This is a genomic window from Xanthomonas fragariae (assembly GCF_900183975.1).
Taxonomy (GTDB): domain Bacteria; phylum Pseudomonadota; class Gammaproteobacteria; order Xanthomonadales; family Xanthomonadaceae; genus Xanthomonas; species Xanthomonas fragariae.
The window spans coordinates 3,503,629-3,519,051 of the sequence record NZ_LT853882.1; the positions used below are offsets into that span (position 1 = coordinate 3,503,629).

Consider the following 15,423-nt stretch of genomic DNA (forward strand, 5'->3'; position numbering starts at 1 on the left):
TTTCGGAAGCGCTGCCATGCCCGACCTTCACAACGCCCGCGGCGTCTACCTCATTACGCACGACGAACCCGACACTGCAAGGCTGCTCGCCCTTACGGCGCCGTTGCTGGCGGGCATCACCTTGCTGCAATACCGCAACAAGCAGGCCGATGCGGCGCTGCGGCTGCAGCAGGCCAGCGCATTGCGCGAAGCCTGCACGGCACACGGCGTGCCTTTGATCATCAACGACGATGCGCAACTGGCATTGCAGGTGGGCGCACACGGTGTGCATCTGGGCGAAGACGATGGAGAGGTCGCCGCAGCGCGCGCGCTGTTGGGCGAGCAGGCCATCATCGGGGTGTCGTGCTATGACGAGATTGCGCGTGCACAGGCGGCGGCTGTGGCCAGTGCGAGCTATGTGGCCTTCGGTGCCTTCTTCCCCACCACGACCAAGGCGACGACACGGCACGCCACGCCCGCGTTGCTGCAACAGGCCGCGTCGCTGGGGCTGCCGCGGGTAGCGATCGGCGGCATCGCCCCGATACATGTGCCGGACCTCGTCGCTGCAGGTGCCGATCTGATCGCAGTGGTCAGCGGCGTCTATGCCGCGACGGATCCAGTCGCAGCATTGCAGGCGTATCGGGCGGGTTTTGCGTAGCCGGCATAGTGCCTGCCTGCAACGGCAATGCCAGCAGACAGGCCATGCGGCGCATCCAACACATCTGCGAATAAGACGGTCGGCGATGCCTCAATGGGCTGCGTACGGATGGCACTGCCAACCAAAAGCGCAGGCCTTCGTAGCCCGCCCCCGGACGTTGGTCGCGGGCCTGCGCGTTAGTGATTTGAACCCGTCGAAACGCAGCGCCAGCTCGCCGCCAGCGAACGCAGGTTTGTCGGTCACACCCGTGTCGAGCTGCATAATCCAGCACAGGCGCCCTTGTGAACCCCAAGCTGATGCCACGCCGGTGCCGGTTTCGAGGGTGTAGCAGTAGTGGTACGGGCCGCCGGTGATTGCACTGCCGCCGCAGCCGACCGGGTCTCAACCGGTGCAGGTGTCGCCGTAGTAGTTGCCCAGGCAATGATGCGGGGCGCCCGACATCTGGCTGAATTGGCCGATGCACTCCTAGATGCACCCCTAGGTATCAATTGGTGGCGGGCGGTGACGATGAGGCCCTGCCCATCGGCTCCGATGGGTAGGCAAGCACATAGCGGGTAGGCGCGCGCGGCTCCAAGCCTGACAATGGCCGGTGCGGCGCTCGCTGTCGGGCATCGCCGCCCCCACTCGGTATCACTCAAGGATCTGCGTATGAATCACTCTCGCTCCCACGCCCTGTTTGCCCAGGCGCAGACCCTGCTGCCCGGCGGCGTCAACTCACCGGTGCGGGCGTTCAAGTCGGTCGGCGGCCAACCGTTCTTCGTGGCGCGGGCCGATGGCCCGTATCTGTATGACGTCGACGACAACCGCTACATCGACTACGTGGGCTCGTGGGGCCCGATGATCGCCGGCCATAACCACCCGGCGGTGCGTGAAGCGGTAGCGCGCGCGATCCGCGATGGCTTGTCGTTTGGTGCGCCGTGCGCGGCCGAGGTCACCATGGCCGAGACCATCAACCGGCTGGTGCCGTCCTGCGAGATGGTGCGCATGGTCAATTCCGGCACCGAAGCGACACTGTCGGCAGTGCGATTGGCGCGCGGCGCAACCGGGCGTAACCGCATCATAAAGTTCGAAGGCTGTTATCACGGCCATGGCGACTCGTTCCTGGTCAAGGCCGGCAGCGGCATGCTAACCCTGGGCATGCCCACCTCTCCGGGCGTACCGGCCGGTTTGAGCGAGCTGACCGCCACACTCAGCTTCAACGACTTTGAAGGCGCCACCGCACTGTTCGACGAGATCGGCGCCGATGTGGCGGCGGTGATCATCGAACCGGTGGTGGGCAACGCCAACTGCATTCCGCCGCAGGCCGGCTACCTGCAGCATCTGCGCACGCTGTGCACGCGGCATGGCGCACTGCTGATCTTCGACGAAGTGATGACCGGCTTCCGCGTCGCACTCGGCGGAGCGCAAGCGCACTACGGAGTGACCCCGGACCTGAGCACGTTCGGCAAGATCATCGGCGGCGGCATGCCGGTGGGCGCGTATGGCGGCCGGCGCGCGCTGATGGATCAAATCGCCCCGGTCGGCCCGATCTATCAGGCCGGCACCTTGTCCGGCAATCCGGTAGCAATGGCTGCCGGCCTGGCGATGCTGGAACTGGTGCAGGAACCGGGTTTCCACGCACGCCTGAGCGATGCCACCAGCGTGCTATGCGAAGGGCTCGAAGATGCTGCGCGCGCAGCTGGCATTGCAGTCACCACCAACCAGGTTGGGGGCATGTTCGGGCTGTTCTTTACTGATGAAATCGTGGAGAGCTACGCACAGGCGACGGCCTGCGACATCACCACCTTCAATCGTTTCTTCCACGCAATGCTACGGCGGGGCGTGTATCTGGCGCCGTCGGCGTACGAAGCCGGCTTCATGTCGAGCGCACACGATGAAGCGGTGATCGAAGCGACGCTTGCAGCCGCGCGCGAAGCGTTTGCGGAAGTGGCGCGCTGAGGCGTATTCGCCCGGTTCACCACGCACAGTCTGCGCGGTGAACGCCGCAGACTTCGCTTTTGTCTTGTGGCCGTCATACCTTTCTGGAAAGTGTGCATGGATGGGCATGAGTGGGGCCTTCGAAGCGGCTGATAGAAGACGCAGGCCCCGATCACTGCTGCGCTGCGTAATCGGCAATCGCCAGACGCAGGCGTGCAAGACCATCGGCCAGTTCGGCATCGGTCAGGTTCAGCGCCGGTACGAAGCGCAACACATCCGGCCCGGCCTGCAACAGCAGCAAGCCGTGCTTGGCCGCAAGATCCAGGATCGCCCCAGCCTCCCCGGCATGCGCCGGCGCCAGCACTGCACCCAGCATCAGGCCGCGTCCACGAATTTTCGCAAACAGGCCGAATTGGGCATTAAGCGCTTCCAGACCATCGCGCAATGCCGCCGACTGCCGCGCCACGTTCTCGGCGATCTGCGGCGAGGCCAGCTTGCGCAGCGCCACACGCGCCACTGCCGCAGCCAACGGATTGCCGCCGAAGGTGGTGCCGTGAGCCCCGAACTGCATGGTCTCGGCGACCTTGGGGCCGGCCAGCATCGCGCCGATCGGAAAGCCGCCACCCAGCGCCTTGGCCAGCGTTACGATGTCCGGCGTTACCTGCTCCTGCCAATGCGCGAACAGCGTGCCGGTGCGGCCCATGCCGCACTGAATCTCGTCCAGCACCAGCAATGCATCGTGCTGATCGCACAGCGCGCGCACGCGGCTCAAAAAGCCCGACTCGGCCGGCATCACTCCGCCCTCGCCCTGAATTGGCTCGAGCATCACCGCTGCCACATCACCCGAGACCATTGCCGCTTCCAGCGCCGCCACATCGTTGAAATCCACATAGCGAAAGCCGCCGGGCAGCGGCTCATAACCTTCCTGATACTTGGGCTGCGCGGTCGCGGTAACCGACGCCAGGGTGCGTCCATGGAAGCTGCCGCGGAAGGTCACGATGACGCGCTTGTCGCCCGGGCGGCCCTGGCTACTGGCCCACTTGCGTACCAGCTTGATCGCCGCCTCGTTGGCTTCGGTGCCGGAATTGCACAGAAACACTTTCTGCGCGAAGCGCGAGGCGGTGACCAATTCTTCGGCCAGCTTCAATGGCGGCGCACTGTAGAACACGTTGCTGGTGTGCCACAGCTTGCCAGCCTGCTCGGTCAGCGCGGCCATCAGGTCGGGGTCGTTATGGCCCAGCCCGCTGACTGCGATGCCCGACGACAGATCCAGATATTCGCGGCCCTGGTCATCCCAGACGCGACTGCCCTGTCCACGCTCCAGTACCACTTGGCGCGGGCGATACACCGGAAGGTAGTAGTGCGCCAGGGACAGGGGCGAATCGGCAGCGGTGCTCATGATTGGGGGTCGCAGAAGCGGAGGGAGAATTCGCATTCTCGCGCATTCGCCGACCTGCGGCACACTGCGCGCATGCGCCCTTCTTCCGATCCTCAGCTCACTCCCGCCGCCACTGACGGCTGGCGCCGGCAATGGTTTGACATCATTTGTCGGCACGACACTCGCCTATCGCGCAATTTCGACCTGATGCTGGTGGTCGCGATCCTGGCAAGCGTGGTGGTGGTCATGGTCGACAGCGTGCCGCGCATCCATTCGCACCCGGCGCATTGGCTGGCGCCGCTGGAATGGGCGTTCACGGTGATTTTACAGTCGAATACGCACTGCGCCTGGCGGTGGTGCGACGCCCGCTGCGCTATGCGCTCAGCGCGTGGGGCGTGATCGATCTGCTCTCGATCCTGCCGAGTTACCTGTCGCTGTTCGTGCCAGGCGCGCAACCGCTGCTGGTGGTGCGCGTGCTGCGGACTGCAAAGCCACACATAGGATGCACGCTATTGCCGGCAATGCGCCGGGCCGCTGCCGGAGATCCCCGACGGCTGATGCGGCACAGAGAATTCGGATGTCGGTTGCTATCGGACATCAGCGCGTTGCAGGTGTTGAGCAACTTGCTCGGCGGACAATCCGGTGCCAGCGATGGGCTGCGAGCCAGCATTGTTCGATGCGCTAAGGAAGGTCTGAACAACGCACCAGACCTCTAAAATTCGAGCCTGCTGCGTGCCAATAGCGCACAGAGTTGATGCGTACGATACGATTTCTACGGTTTCTTGCGGCGTTGGCTGGCGCCAGACAGCATTATCCCCTGGCCGGCAGCAACTGCCGGCGCACCATCCACAGATTGGATAGTGCGAACAGGGTCAGCACATGCGCGGTGTTCTTGGCCAAGCCGCGATAGCGGACCTTGGTGTAGCCAAACTGGCGTTTGGTCACGCGGAATGGATGCTCCACCTTCGCACGCACACTTGCTTTGAAGTATTCCCAACGTTCTTCCTGGCGGCGCTCGCGTTTGTTGCCAATGGCTTGAATCGTCGAACGCTTGGCGGCAATGAAAAAACCAGCCTTGCAGGTCTGCAGTTCTTCGCGTTTGTCCGCACCGGTGTAGCCGCTGTCGCCGAACACACTGTCTTCTTTGCCGTGCAGCAATGCGTGGGTCACCGTGACATCGGCCACATTGGCAGCCGTACAACGGACGTGGCGCACCAGCCCGGAAAACTCATCCACGCCGATGGGTGCCTTCATCCCGAAATACCACTGATTGCCTTTCTTGGTCTGATGCATTTCAGGGTCGCGCGCGCGGTCGGTGTTCTTGGTCGAACTGGGCGCAGCGATCAGGGTTGCATCGACGATCGTGCCGGACCGCAGGCTCTGACCCTTGCGCACCAGATCCGCGTTGACGGCCTCCAGCATCCGCGCTGCAAGGCCATGGGTTTCCAGCAAGCGGCGAAAGTTGAGAATCGTGGTCTCGTCGGGAACATTGTCCAAACCGCCGAGCCGGGCAAAACGGCGCAAGGTCGGGATCTCGTGCAACGCTTCTTCCATCGCCGGATCGCTCAACGCATACCACTGCTGCAGCAAATGAATCCGCAACATCGTCGCCAGTGCGTACGGCTGTCGACCAGGCCGCCCCGACACCGGATAGTGCGGCGCGATCAGTCCGAGCAAATGCCTCCACGGAACCACCTGCTCCATCTCGGCCAGGAAGATCTCGCGGCGAGTCTGCTTGCGCTTGCCCAAACCTTCAGCGTCACCGAACGTCAGTTGCATGGATGACTCCTCAACGTAGGTGTGTAGTGTCGCGCATTTGAAGTGCGTTGTTCAGAGGTTCCCTAATGCGTCGTGATCGCGCCACGCTGCCGCATCCAGTTTCGGCAACGATGGGTCCGCTGCAACGGCGGCACTGGCCAGTGCGTCGCACTCCTTCATGGCGCAGTCGTCGATATCGTACGGACAGGTCATGCCGGACTCGCGACCGGCCGAACCCACAACTGGATCGTCCATACCGCAGGCGCAGTGCTTGGCGCCGGTATGCACCTGCGCATCGACACAGTTGAAGCAATCGATATAGGCGCCGAGTTTGGCCTCCACGCTTTGCTGCGCATCGCGCCGTTTTTCAGCAGTTCGGGGCGCTGCCTCGTTTGCAGGTTGCTGTGATTTGTCGCCTCAAACAGTTGCAAGAACGGACACGGAAACAGCAAGCGCAAGTACGCGAAAGATCGGAGAGTGAGCACATCACAGTTGGGAACCTTTTCAGCCGCGCACGATAGCAAACTGGGCTATGAACTCTTTTTGTGCTCACCGGAACAACGTGCATGAAGCGACCAACCCCTGCATCGCCGCGATCAGGGTCGCGAACGGCACACGGAAACGGTAGCCATGCACCTGCCATTCGACTCGATCACGGCCAACAAGCGCCCAGATGGCACCCACTCAACAATGTTGTCCGCCGCCTCAGTCAAGGAACAGATCCGGCAACAACGCACGCGATGAATCGACTGCATAGCCGCTCAAATCGGTAATGCCGGCCTGGGCCAACACCTCGTCATCGATCAGAAACTGGCCATGAAAGCCGGCCGCCTCACGACTCAACACCGCGTGCGCGGCATCAGCCATGATTTCGGGCCGACGACACGCGGCCGCATCCACACCGGCAATCATGTTGATCGCATCGGTCGCGATCACGGTACGCGGCCACAGTGCATTGATCGCCACACCCTGCGGGCCGAATTCGGCTGCCAACCCCAGGGTTACCAGACTCATACCCATCTTGGCCAGCGTGTAGCCGGTGTGTGCGCCCCACCACGCCGGGTTCAACGACGGCGGTGGCGCCAGGGTGAGAATATGCGGATTGGACGCCTGCAACAGGTGTGGCAAGCACGCCTGCGCGCACAGAAAACTGCCGCGCGCGTTGACCTGCTGCATCAGATCGAAGCGCTTCATCGGCGTGTCCAACGCACCGCGCAACCAGATCGCACTGGCGTTGTTGACCAGGATATCGATCCCGCCGAACGTCTCCACCGTGGCGGCCACCGCCGCACGCACCTGCTCTTCTTGACGGATATCGCACTTGAGGGCCAGCGCCTGCCCGCCGGCTGCATGTACCGCTGCGGCTGCGCTATGGATGGTGCCCGGCAACTTGGGATTGGTCACTGCAGATTTGGCCGCGATGGCCACATTGGCCCCGTCACGCGCTGCCCGCAACGCAATCGCCAAGCCAATCCCGCGCGAGGCACCGGTGATGAAAAGGGTTTTGCCCGATAACGTCATGGGAGTGGGAAGTGGGAAGTGGGGATTCGGAAAAGCTTACAGCCCGAGCAAAAACGTCACGGGACTCGGAACTCCGGTTTCGCAAAAGCTTATCGCCTTCACCACCGCCATCGACAAACCCGCAGCCCAAGCCATGCGCTCGTGCGAATCACCAACCCCGGCAATTCAGGGCTTTGGCCCCTGCCCTTCGTTGTCTTCCCAATACATCACGCGGCGGGTCACGAAACGGTAGACCGGTTTTCCGGTGGCGAACCACAGTTCGCGCAGCCAGGACGTGCGCTTGAGCACGCGACGTTCCACCGGGGTGATCGCGGCGGGGCAATACATGCGCTTGTGCTTGAGCAGGTGACGCAGGTCTTCGCGCGCAAGCAGACGCATCCAGCGCGCGCGTGGGTTGCCGCGCACCGCGAGTTGGAAATCGATCACTGCCGGGCTGCCGTCGTCCTGCACCAACCAATTGGCTTCCTTGGCCAGGTCGTTGTGCGCGACGCCGCAGCGATGCAGTTGCTGCAACAACTTGCGCGCGGTGCGGAAGTAGGCCACATCGCCACGCGGCGGGCGCTGGTACATCGCATCGCCAGCCAGATAGCTGCGATCCAGATGGCGCCCATCCCAGTGCAACAGGCGCGGCGTGCGCGGCAATCCATCCAGCTGACGCAAGGCCTGGGCCTCGCGTCGCGCCAACCACCAGGCCACGCCACGCAACAGCCAGGGCGCCACGCTCAGGTCGCGGCGCACAAATACGCGGCCGGCCTCGCGGATCAAGAGGATGCGCCCGAATGTATCGGACTTCAGCGGCAGATTGCCGGCGGGATCATGACTCATTCCACATTGTAGGCGGCCCGTCTGCATCGCCACACCACGCAAGGTCCGCATATGTGTCATGCGCGCTCGCGACCTCAGGTAAAGCGGACAGGCCGATGTGAGGACGCGCAAGTCGGTCGCCGCCGCGCCCGCCTATAATTCGGGCATGAACTCATGGATCGACGCCACGCTGGAGTGGATCGGACACCACACCACCTTGGCTGGCGTGGTGATCTTTGCCATCGCATTTTGTGATGCGGTGATCGTGCTCGGTGCCATCGTGCCCGCGCTGCCGTTGCTGTTCGCCATCGGCGTGCTGATCGGGCTTGGGCAGATCAACGGCCCGTATGCGGTGATCTGTGCCACGCTTGGGGCGTTCGTCGGCGATGCGTTGAGCTTCTGGGTCGGCCATCGCTGGGGCCACCAGTTGCATACCTACTGGCCGTTTCGCCGCTATCCGCAATTGCTGGAACGCGGCGAGCTGCTGTTCCGACGCAACGCCTTCAAGAGCATTTTGATCGCACGCTATGTGGGCGCGGTGCGGTCGTTCGTGCCGGCGATCGCCGGCATGTCGCGCATGCCATTCAAACGTTATGTGGTCGCCAGCGGTTTGGCCTGCATCTCGTGGGCGTTGCTGTTCCTGGTGCCCGGTTGGGTGCTGGGCACGGCCTACGATGCGGTCGCCGCGGTGGCCGGGCGCTTGTTCGTGGTGGTCACGCTGCTGGTTGCGGTGATCGCGCTGGCTTGGGCGGTGGTGTTGTATTCGTATCGCTGGTCCGCCGGCCATCTGGATGCGCTGCTGGCGCGGTTGCTGGAGTGGTCGCATCGGCATCCGGTGCTGGGCAACTGGTCGGTCAGCGTGTTCGACCCGCGCCGTCGCGAGTCGGTGCCGCTGGCGATGATGGCGTTGATGCTGCTGTTGCTGGGCTGGGGCTGGTTCGTGCTGTTGATGGTGGTGTTGGCGCACGGCGAGCCGCTGCGCGTAGACCTGGCCGTGCACGATCTGATGCTGGCACTGCGCAACCCGCTGACCGACTACCCGATGGTGGCGCTGGCCTCGCTAGGCGACTGGCAGGTGCTGTTGCCAGCGATCGCTGCGGCGATGGGCTATCTGGCCTGGCGCCGCCGCTGGATGGCCGTGGCGCATTGGGTGATCGCGCTTGCGTTCGGGCTTGCGTTGACACAGTGGCTGGGCGCCACCGTTCAAGTGGTGCGCCCGCCTGCGGCCAGCAGTGGTTTCGGCTTCCCGTCGGTGGCGGTCACCATGGCTACGATCGGCTTCGGTTTCTTCGCACTACTGATCGCGCGCGAGCTGCCTGGCCGGCGTCGGGTGTGGCCTTATCTGGTCAGCGGCGCGATCGTCTCGCTGATTGGATTTGCGCGGTTGTATCTGGGCGCGCACTGGCTCAGCGACGTGGTCGGCGGCATGTTGTTAGGCATCTTCTGGCTGCTGGTGCTGGGCATCGCTTATCGCCGCCGCGCCACGCGTGCGTTCTGGGTCAAGCCGGTGTCGTGGATCTTCTACGGCGTGGTCCTGGCCTGCGCGATTGTGTTTGCACCGCGCAATCTTGAGGCCAAGCTGGCCAAGTTCGAACCGCCGCCGCCGTTGCTGCTGGAGCTGCCGGCCAACGACTGGTGGAACGGGCAATGGCGCTTGCTGCCCGCGCGTCGCAACGAATTCGACGACGACCAACGCTGGCCGCTGGACGTGCAACTCGCCGGCCCGCTTGCACCGTTGCAGCGTCAGCTCGAAGCGCGCGGCTGGCGGGCACAACCGCAGGCCGGCTGGGAACAGGCGCTGCATCTGCTCGATGTCAGCGGCCACCCGGACGAGGTGCCGATTCTGCCGGCCACGCTGGATACGCAGGTCGAGGCCTTGTTAATGATGCGTCCCGCTGCGCCCGGCCATGTGCATGTGCTGCGTCTGTGGCCAGCGGCCGCACGCTTGCAGCCGGATGCACAACCGCTCTGGGTGGGCAGCACGCAGACATTGCGCTATAGCCGCCACTTCAGCCTGATCGGGCTGTGGTACCCGCTGCGTGGTGTGGACCCGGCATTGAGCGCATTGCGCGAAGCGCTCGGCCCGTTGCCCTATCGACTGCAACAACGTCGCCGCTCGCAAGTGCCGGTGATGCTGATCGACAGCACCTCGGGTGACACGGTTCGAGGCGAGGACAAGGACAAGGACAAGGACAAGGACAAGGACAAGGACGACGATAATGCACCGCAAGCAGCGACTGCGATAGGCGCGGTGACCGCATCCAATCCGGCCGCCTCCGATCCCACAACACTACGCCGTTGGTGTGACTGACAAAACCTAGCGAGCAGTCGTCAGGTGGCTGCGGACAGCGCGAAGTAACGCAGCGTACGCCCAGTACATGCCAATTCGGAGCACCGACCGCGCCCGCCTGGCGACTGCGCAGTCGTTTTGTTAGCCACTTTTAGTCGATCGCTGCAAACATGGCGGTGGACTGATCGATAGACCGGCATGACCGCGTCACCGCATCCATGCGAGCAATTGATCCAGGCGCCGATGTGGGCAGTCCTGCTGCAACAGCGACAAACGTCGCTGTTCGGTTAGCGGCAATAGCTCGGCCAGCCGCCAGCCCACCCACGCGGCCTGATCCAACAAGCCTGGCCCGGCCGATGCGAATTCGCCGCCTACCTGTTCGAGCATCCGCTCGAGTACGGTTGCCAGTAGGCTGTGCTCGGGCCGCAATTCGTCGTCGTTGTCGAGCTCGCACCAACTCACCTCGCCCACCACCAAGCCGTTGTCGCAGATGCGCGAGCGCTGTACGTGGAAGCGGCGCATACCGCGCAGGCGCAGCACCAGCACGCCATCGGCGCCGACATCGAAATCCTCGATGCGCACTTCGGTGCCGAACGCGGCCGGCCGTGCCGGTGCGCCGACTTCGTTGCCATCCAGGATCAGGCACACACCGAAGCTGGTGCCATTGCGGCCGCTCTCGCGCACCAGGTCAAGATAGCGTCGCTCGAACACGCGCAAGCCCATCGCCGCGCCTGGCAGCAGCACGTTGTGTAACGGAAACAGCGGCAAGGCGCTGGTGTCGGCGGTGGTGGTGATGTTCGCCATTAGGATAGCTGCGCCAGGAAGCGACGCGGCGCGCCGTCGAAGCCGCCATTGGACATGAACACCACATGATCGCCCGGCCGCGCGATCTCGCCCAGTGTCTGCAGCAGTGCGTCTACGTCATGCGCCACGCGCGCATCGCCGCGCACCTGCGCAATGATCGGTGCCGCATCCCACGCCAATTCCGACCGGTGCAAAAACACCACCGCGTCGGCATCCTGCAGCGACGGCGCCAACGCCTGCGCATGCGCGCCCAACCGCATCGAGTTGCTACGCGGTTCCATCACCACCAGCACGCGCGCCGCACCGACCTTCGCACGCAAACCCTGCAGGGTGGTCGCAATCGCGGTGGGATGGTGTGCGAAGTCGTCGTAAACCGTGATGTCGCGCGCCCGCCCCAGCATCTCCAACCGCCGCTTGACGCTCTGAAAGCGCGCCAGCGCCGGCATCACCATCGCCGGATCCACGCCCACCGCATGCACCGCTGCCAGCGCGGCAAGACCGTTGAGCACGTTATGCCGCCCGACCAGCGGCCACTGCACCTGGCCGATCTCCACACCCCGATGCAGCACCGCAAACGTGCTGCCATCAACGGCCGTCAGGCGTGCGCTCCACTCAAGCCCCGCATTGAAACCGAAGCGCTCCACCGGCGTCCAGTAACCCATCGCCAGTACTTCGGCCAGGCGCGGATCTTCGCCGTTGACGATCAGGCGCCCGCGCGCTGGCACCGTACGCACCAGATGATGGAACTGACGCTGGATCGCGGCCACGTCCGGAAAAATATCGGCATGGTCGTATTCGAGGTTGTTGAGGACCGCCACCAGTGGCCGGTAGTGCACGAACTTGCTGCGCTTGTCGAAAAATGCGGTGTCGTACTCGTCGGCTTCCACCACGAACTCGCGCCCCTGGCCCAGTCGCGCCGACACACCGAAGTCTTCGGCCACGCCACCGATCAAAAACCCCGGCGCACGCCCGGCCGCCTCGAGCAGATAGCTGAGGATGGTAGTGGTGGTGGTCTTGCCATGGGTGCCGGCGACCGCCAGCGTGTCGCGGCCCGGCAGCACCTGTTCGGCCAGCCACTGCGCACCGGAGGTGTAGCGACGGCCGGCGTCGAGCACCGCCTCCACCGCAGGATTGCCGCGCGACAAGGCATTGCCGACGACCACATCGGTGGCGTCTGCCGAAATATTGGAAGGCGCGTAGCCCTGCCCCAGCGCGATGCCGAGCGTTTCCAGCTGGGTGGACATCGGCGGGTAGATCGCCTGGTCGCTGCCTTCCACCTGCCAGCCCAGTTCGCGCGCCAGAGCGGCTACGCCGCCCATGAAGGTCCCGGCGATGCCGAGGATGTGGAGTTTGGTCATGCCGCACATTGTCGCCGATCGCCGGAGTTGCGGGACATTCCAATCCACCGCCTGCCCAGGTGTCAGGAAAATCCTACCGTACTGCCAGCAATTTCCCGATATGCAGACTCCGTCACATCAGCCGCAATGCTGGAAACGAGTGGTCGCTCTCCTTTGGTTCTACTTCCCAAGAAGCCTAATCCCCAGCGAACTCATGCTGTAGGGCTCTGAGCAGGCCCATTAATAGGGTCATTCCGCCCCGGCCGTCGTGTACGGCCAGGGGTTTTCCTTTGAGCATCAGATCAGCGCTGAAAGACTGCGCGCTACTGTATTGACCAAGCATTGCGCCCGGCCCCACCTGACTCAGCGACCGAGCGCCTTGCCGATGCGCTCGAGCACTTGGTCCAGCGAACCCACGCCATCTACGCGCGCCAGCTTGCCGCGCTGCTCGTAAAAGCCGATCACCGGTGCGGTGGACTCGGTATAGACCTGGAGACGCTTGCGTACCGATTCCGGATTGTCGTCCTCACGGCCTTCGGCCTTGGCACGACCGGCGATGCGCTCGACCAGCAACTCACTAGCGACATCCAGCTGCACCACCGCATCCAACGGCTGACCGATCTTGCTGAGCAGCCCGTCCAGCGCATTGGCCTGCGCCACGTTACGCGGGTAGCCATCGAGGATGAAACCTTTGGCCACATCGGCCTGACCGAGGCGCACCTCGAGCATGCCGAGCAGGATCCCGTCGGACACCAGGTCGCCGCGTGCCATGACTTCCTTGGCCTTCAGGCCCAGCGGTGAGCCGGCGGCCACTTCGGCGCGCAGCAGGTCGCCGGTGGAAATATGCGGAATTTCAAACTTGTCTTTGAGACGTGTCGCCTGGGTGCCCTTGCCCGAACCGGGCGGTCCCAACAGAACCAATCGCATCAGTGGACTCCACTTTCGAATAAAACGCGTTGCGGTTGGCGGCGTTAGACTCAAGCCTTCGCCAGCGCTGACCGTATGGTCGTGCAGCTTACCGCATCCGGGGAATGTCCCGGCACTGTCCCCCGCGCCATGTCCCCATGTAAGGAGCCTGTTCCCCGATGACCATTGGCAACTTGTTGTATGCCCAATCCGGCGGCGTCACCGCCGTCATCAACGCCACCGCTGCCGGTGTCATCACCGAAGCGCGCGCCCGCAAGATCAAAGTGCTGGCCGCACGCAACGGCATCCTGGGCGCATTGCGCGAGGAGCTGATCGACACATCGAAAGAATCGGCCACCGCGATCGCCGCGCTGGCGCAGACGCCAGGCGGCGCGTTCGGCTCGTGCCGCTACAAGCTCAAGTCGCTGGAAGAAGATAGCGCCAAATACGAGCGCCTGCTGGATGTGCTGCGTGCGCATGATGTGCGCTGGTTCCTCTACAACGGCGGCAACGATTCGGCCGATACCGCATGGAAGGTCTCGCAGCTGGCCAAAGCCTATGGCTACCCGCTGCACTGCATCGGCGTGCCCAAAACCATAGACAACGACCTTGCAGTCACCGACACCTGCCCCGGCTTCGGCTCGGCGGCCAAATACACCGCGGTGTCGGTGCGCGAGGCCGCATTGGATGTCGCCGCAGTGGCCGACACTTCAACCAAGGTTTTCATCTACGAAACGATGGGCCGTCACGCTGGCTGGCTGGCTGCTGCAGCAGGCTTGGCCGGTCAAGGTCAGGACGACGCGCCGCAGATCATCCTGCTGCCCGAGCGTGCCTACGATCAGGCCGCGTTCCTGGCCAAGGTCAAACAGGTGGTGGAAAAGGTGGGCTGGTGTGTGGTGGTGGCCAGCGAAGGCATCCAGGACGCACACGGCAAATTCGTCACCGATGCAGGCGGCGCGACCGACTCGTTCGGCCACGCACAACTCGGCGGAGTCGCCTCGTTCCTCGCCGCGCAGGTCAAACAGGAACTCGGCTATAAAGTGCACTGGACGCTGCCCGATTATCTGCAACGCTCCGCACGCCACCTGGCCTCCAAGACCGACTGGGAGCAGGCGCAGGCCGTCGGCAAGGCCGCGGTGCAGTACGCGCTCAACGGCATGAATGCAGTGATCCCGGTGATCGAACGCGTCAGTGATGCTCCGTATCGCTGGAAGATCGTACCCGCCCCACTGCACAAGGTAGCCAACCACGAAAAGAAGATGCCCCCCAGCTTCCTGCGCAAGGACGGCTTCGGTATCACCGAACGCGCACGCCGCTACCTCGCTCCGTTGATTAAGGGCGAAGCTCCATTGGCCTACGGCGGCGATGGTCTGCCGAAGTATGTGACGTTGAAGAACGTCGCTGTGCCCAAGAAATTGCCGGCTTGGGAGGGTGAATCATAATGTGGCGATCCCTTGAGAAAGATAATGGCCCAGCAGGTGACTATCGTCGCGAAGCCGGCGGCCAATCGTTCGCAGGTATGCGTTTGTATGAATAAGAGTGTCTACCAAAATGTAGCGAGCAGTCGCCAGGTCGGCGCGGAGGCACGCAGTGCACGCGTGGCACATGCCGATTCCGAGCACCGGCCGCGCCCGCCTGGCGGTGAGCGCAGTCGTTTTGCGACACGCTCAAGCAGTATCAGCAACAGCTTGACCGCTCTCAGCGGCAACTCATCCAATTGCAGCAGCCGCAGTTTCGCAAGCCCGACCTGGGCGACAAATTCGTTCTGCCGAGGCCAGACTGACGAGCTGGCTGCAGCCCATTGCGGACGCCAAACTCGGGGACTTCGTTTTCTTCAAACTGGTCAACGACTACTTCAACACCGAGATTCAAGCGTTCGGCCTGAAGCTCATAAGCCGCTCCATGGGCTGGGTCTGCACCGTCGCGCTGACGGTGACCACGCTATGGGTGCTGATCCTGAGCTACCGCATCGCCACCGGGCAACCGCGTGAGAGTGCGATGGCAACGATGATCAAGGCCGGCAACGTCGGCATGATCGCCAGGTCCCAGTGTCCACGGCGCGTCGAAAGTC

12 protein-coding genes, 2 other RNA genes and 3 pseudogenes are annotated in these 15,423 nt (G+C 63.6%); 6 read left to right on the top strand and 11 right to left on the bottom strand.

Going from position 1 to position 15,423, the window contains the following annotated elements:
• Nucleotides 1-16: 16 nt before the first annotated feature.
• A complete protein-coding gene (gene thiE, locus PD885_RS16360; RefSeq protein ID WP_002812486.1) occupies nucleotides 17-637 on the top strand; it encodes a thiamine phosphate synthase in 621 nt (206 codons plus the stop codon).
• A 153-nt stretch (nucleotides 638-790) separates the two neighbouring features.
• On the opposite strand, the pseudogene PD885_RS16365 reads toward thiE, so the two are convergent.
• Nucleotides 791-1,087: pseudogene (locus tag PD885_RS16365) on the bottom strand (hypothetical protein); the annotation flags it as partial.
• 198 nt (nucleotides 1,088-1,285) lie between these two features.
• Between PD885_RS16365 and hemL the strand changes: the two are divergent.
• A complete protein-coding gene (gene hemL, locus PD885_RS16370; protein ID WP_088056995.1) occupies nucleotides 1,286-2,575 on the top strand; it encodes a glutamate-1-semialdehyde 2,1-aminomutase in 1,290 nt (429 codons plus the stop codon).
• Between the two features lie 151 nt (nucleotides 2,576-2,726).
• Here the strand turns inward: hemL and PD885_RS16375 are convergent, their stop codons facing one another.
• Nucleotides 2,727-3,953 (bottom strand): acetylornithine transaminase, encoded by a 1,227-nt coding sequence (locus PD885_RS16375; protein WP_002812488.1) that lies wholly within the window; start codon nucleotides 3,951-3,953, stop codon nucleotides 2,727-2,729.
• A gap of 72 nt (nucleotides 3,954-4,025) precedes the next feature.
• On the opposite strand from PD885_RS16375, the pseudogene PD885_RS16380 reads away from it, so the two are divergent.
• A pseudogene (locus tag PD885_RS16380) lies at nucleotides 4,026-4,414 on the top strand (ion transporter); the annotation flags it as partial.
• Nucleotides 4,415-4,742: 328 nt separating this feature from the next.
• Here PD885_RS16380 and PD885_RS16385 read toward each other — a convergent pair.
• From PD885_RS16385 to PD885_RS16400, 4 genes are all read right to left on the bottom strand, one after another.
• Nucleotides 4,743-5,711 carry an IS5 family transposase gene (locus PD885_RS16385; protein WP_088056996.1) on the bottom strand — a complete coding sequence of 323 codons (969 nt, stop codon included), beginning with the start codon at nucleotides 5,709-5,711 and terminating at the stop codon, nucleotides 4,743-4,745.
• Between the two features lie 51 nt (nucleotides 5,712-5,762).
• A complete protein-coding gene (locus tag PD885_RS16390) occupies nucleotides 5,763-6,032 on the bottom strand; it encodes a DUF3829 domain-containing protein (RefSeq protein ID WP_002812489.1) in 270 nt (89 codons plus the stop codon).
• A gap of 363 nt (nucleotides 6,033-6,395) precedes the next feature.
• A complete protein-coding gene (locus tag PD885_RS16395) occupies nucleotides 6,396-7,211 on the bottom strand; it encodes an SDR family oxidoreductase (RefSeq protein ID WP_002812494.1) in 816 nt (271 codons plus the stop codon).
• 165 nt (nucleotides 7,212-7,376) lie between these two features.
• Nucleotides 7,377-8,036 (bottom strand): serine/threonine-protein kinase, encoded by a 660-nt coding sequence (locus tag PD885_RS16400; RefSeq protein WP_002812500.1) that lies wholly within the window; start codon nucleotides 8,034-8,036, stop codon nucleotides 7,377-7,379.
• Between the two features lie 145 nt (nucleotides 8,037-8,181).
• On the opposite strand from PD885_RS16400, the gene PD885_RS16405 reads away from it, so the two are divergent.
• Nucleotides 8,182-10,326 (top strand): bifunctional DedA family/phosphatase PAP2 family protein, encoded by a 2,145-nt coding sequence (locus tag PD885_RS16405; protein WP_088057134.1) that lies wholly within the window; start codon nucleotides 8,182-8,184, stop codon nucleotides 10,324-10,326.
• Here PD885_RS16405 and PD885_RS16410 read toward each other — a convergent pair.
• The 4 genes from PD885_RS16410 to PD885_RS16425 all read right to left on the bottom strand — a co-directional run bounded on the left by PD885_RS16410 (nucleotide 10,321) and on the right by PD885_RS16425 (nucleotide 13,373).
• A non-coding RNA gene (locus PD885_RS16410) (sX9 sRNA) lies at nucleotides 10,321-10,395 on the bottom strand. The two genes, PD885_RS16405 and PD885_RS16410, sit on opposite strands and share 6 nt — an antisense overlap.
• Before the next feature lie 117 nt (nucleotides 10,396-10,512).
• Nucleotides 10,513-11,109, bottom strand: coding sequence for an LON peptidase substrate-binding domain-containing protein (locus PD885_RS16415; RefSeq protein WP_002812506.1), 597 nt, complete (start codon nucleotides 11,107-11,109; stop codon nucleotides 10,513-10,515).
• Nucleotides 11,109-12,476, bottom strand: coding sequence for a UDP-N-acetylmuramate:L-alanyl-gamma-D-glutamyl-meso-diaminopimelate ligase (gene mpl / locus PD885_RS16420; RefSeq protein ID WP_172404481.1), 1,368 nt, complete (start codon nucleotides 12,474-12,476; stop codon nucleotides 11,109-11,111). Before mpl ends, PD885_RS16415 begins: the two co-directional genes overlap by 1 nt.
• A gap of 333 nt (nucleotides 12,477-12,809) precedes the next feature.
• Nucleotides 12,810-13,373, bottom strand: coding sequence for an adenylate kinase (locus tag PD885_RS16425; RefSeq protein ID WP_002812509.1), 564 nt, complete (start codon nucleotides 13,371-13,373; stop codon nucleotides 12,810-12,812).
• A gap of 158 nt (nucleotides 13,374-13,531) precedes the next feature.
• Between PD885_RS16425 and PD885_RS16430 the strand changes: the two genes are divergently transcribed.
• Entirely contained in the window at nucleotides 13,532-14,794 is a 1,263-nt protein-coding gene (locus tag PD885_RS16430; protein ID WP_002812512.1) for a 6-phosphofructokinase, read from the top strand.
• 99 nt (nucleotides 14,795-14,893) lie between these two features.
• On the opposite strand, the gene PD885_RS16435 is transcribed toward PD885_RS16430, so the two are convergent.
• Nucleotides 14,894-14,959: non-coding RNA, sX9 sRNA (locus PD885_RS16435), on the bottom strand.
• A 151-nt stretch (nucleotides 14,960-15,110) separates the two neighbouring features.
• Here PD885_RS16435 and PD885_RS16440 point away from each other — a divergent pair.
• A pseudogene (locus tag PD885_RS16440) lies at nucleotides 15,111-15,389 on the top strand (type IV secretion system protein); the annotation flags it as partial.
• Between the last annotated feature and the right edge of the window lie 34 nt (nucleotides 15,390-15,423).

Bases quoted from the DNA above. Each gene is read 5' to 3' on its own strand.
- PD885_RS16405 (WP_088057134.1), top strand. From the start codon at position 8,182: ATGAACTCATGGATCGACGCCACGCTGGAGTGGATCGGACACCACACC.
- PD885_RS16425 (WP_002812509.1), bottom strand. From the start codon at position 13,373: ATGCGATTGGTTCTGTTGGGACCGCCCGGTTCGGGCAAGGGCACCCAG.
- PD885_RS16375 (WP_002812488.1), bottom strand. From the start codon at position 3,953: ATGAGCACCGCTGCCGATTCGCCCCTGTCCCTGGCGCACTACTACCTT.
- PD885_RS16395 (WP_002812494.1), bottom strand. From the start codon at position 7,211: ATGACGTTATCGGGCAAAACCCTTTTCATCACCGGTGCCTCGCGCGGG.
- PD885_RS16385 (WP_088056996.1), bottom strand. From the start codon at position 5,711: ATGCAACTGACGTTCGGTGACGCTGAAGGTTTGGGCAAGCGCAAGCAG.
- PD885_RS16415 (WP_002812506.1), bottom strand. From the start codon at position 11,109: ATGGCGAACATCACCACCACCGCCGACACCAGCGCCTTGCCGCTGTTT.
- mpl (WP_172404481.1), bottom strand. From the start codon at position 12,476: ATGTGCGGCATGACCAAACTCCACATCCTCGGCATCGCCGGGACCTTC.
- hemL (WP_088056995.1), top strand. From the start codon at position 1,286: ATGAATCACTCTCGCTCCCACGCCCTGTTTGCCCAGGCGCAGACCCTG.
- PD885_RS16430 (WP_002812512.1), top strand. From the start codon at position 13,532: ATGACCATTGGCAACTTGTTGTATGCCCAATCCGGCGGCGTCACCGCC.
- PD885_RS16400 (WP_002812500.1), bottom strand. From the start codon at position 8,036: ATGAGTCATGATCCCGCCGGCAATCTGCCGCTGAAGTCCGATACATTC.
- thiE (WP_002812486.1), top strand. From the start codon at position 17: ATGCCCGACCTTCACAACGCCCGCGGCGTCTACCTCATTACGCACGAC.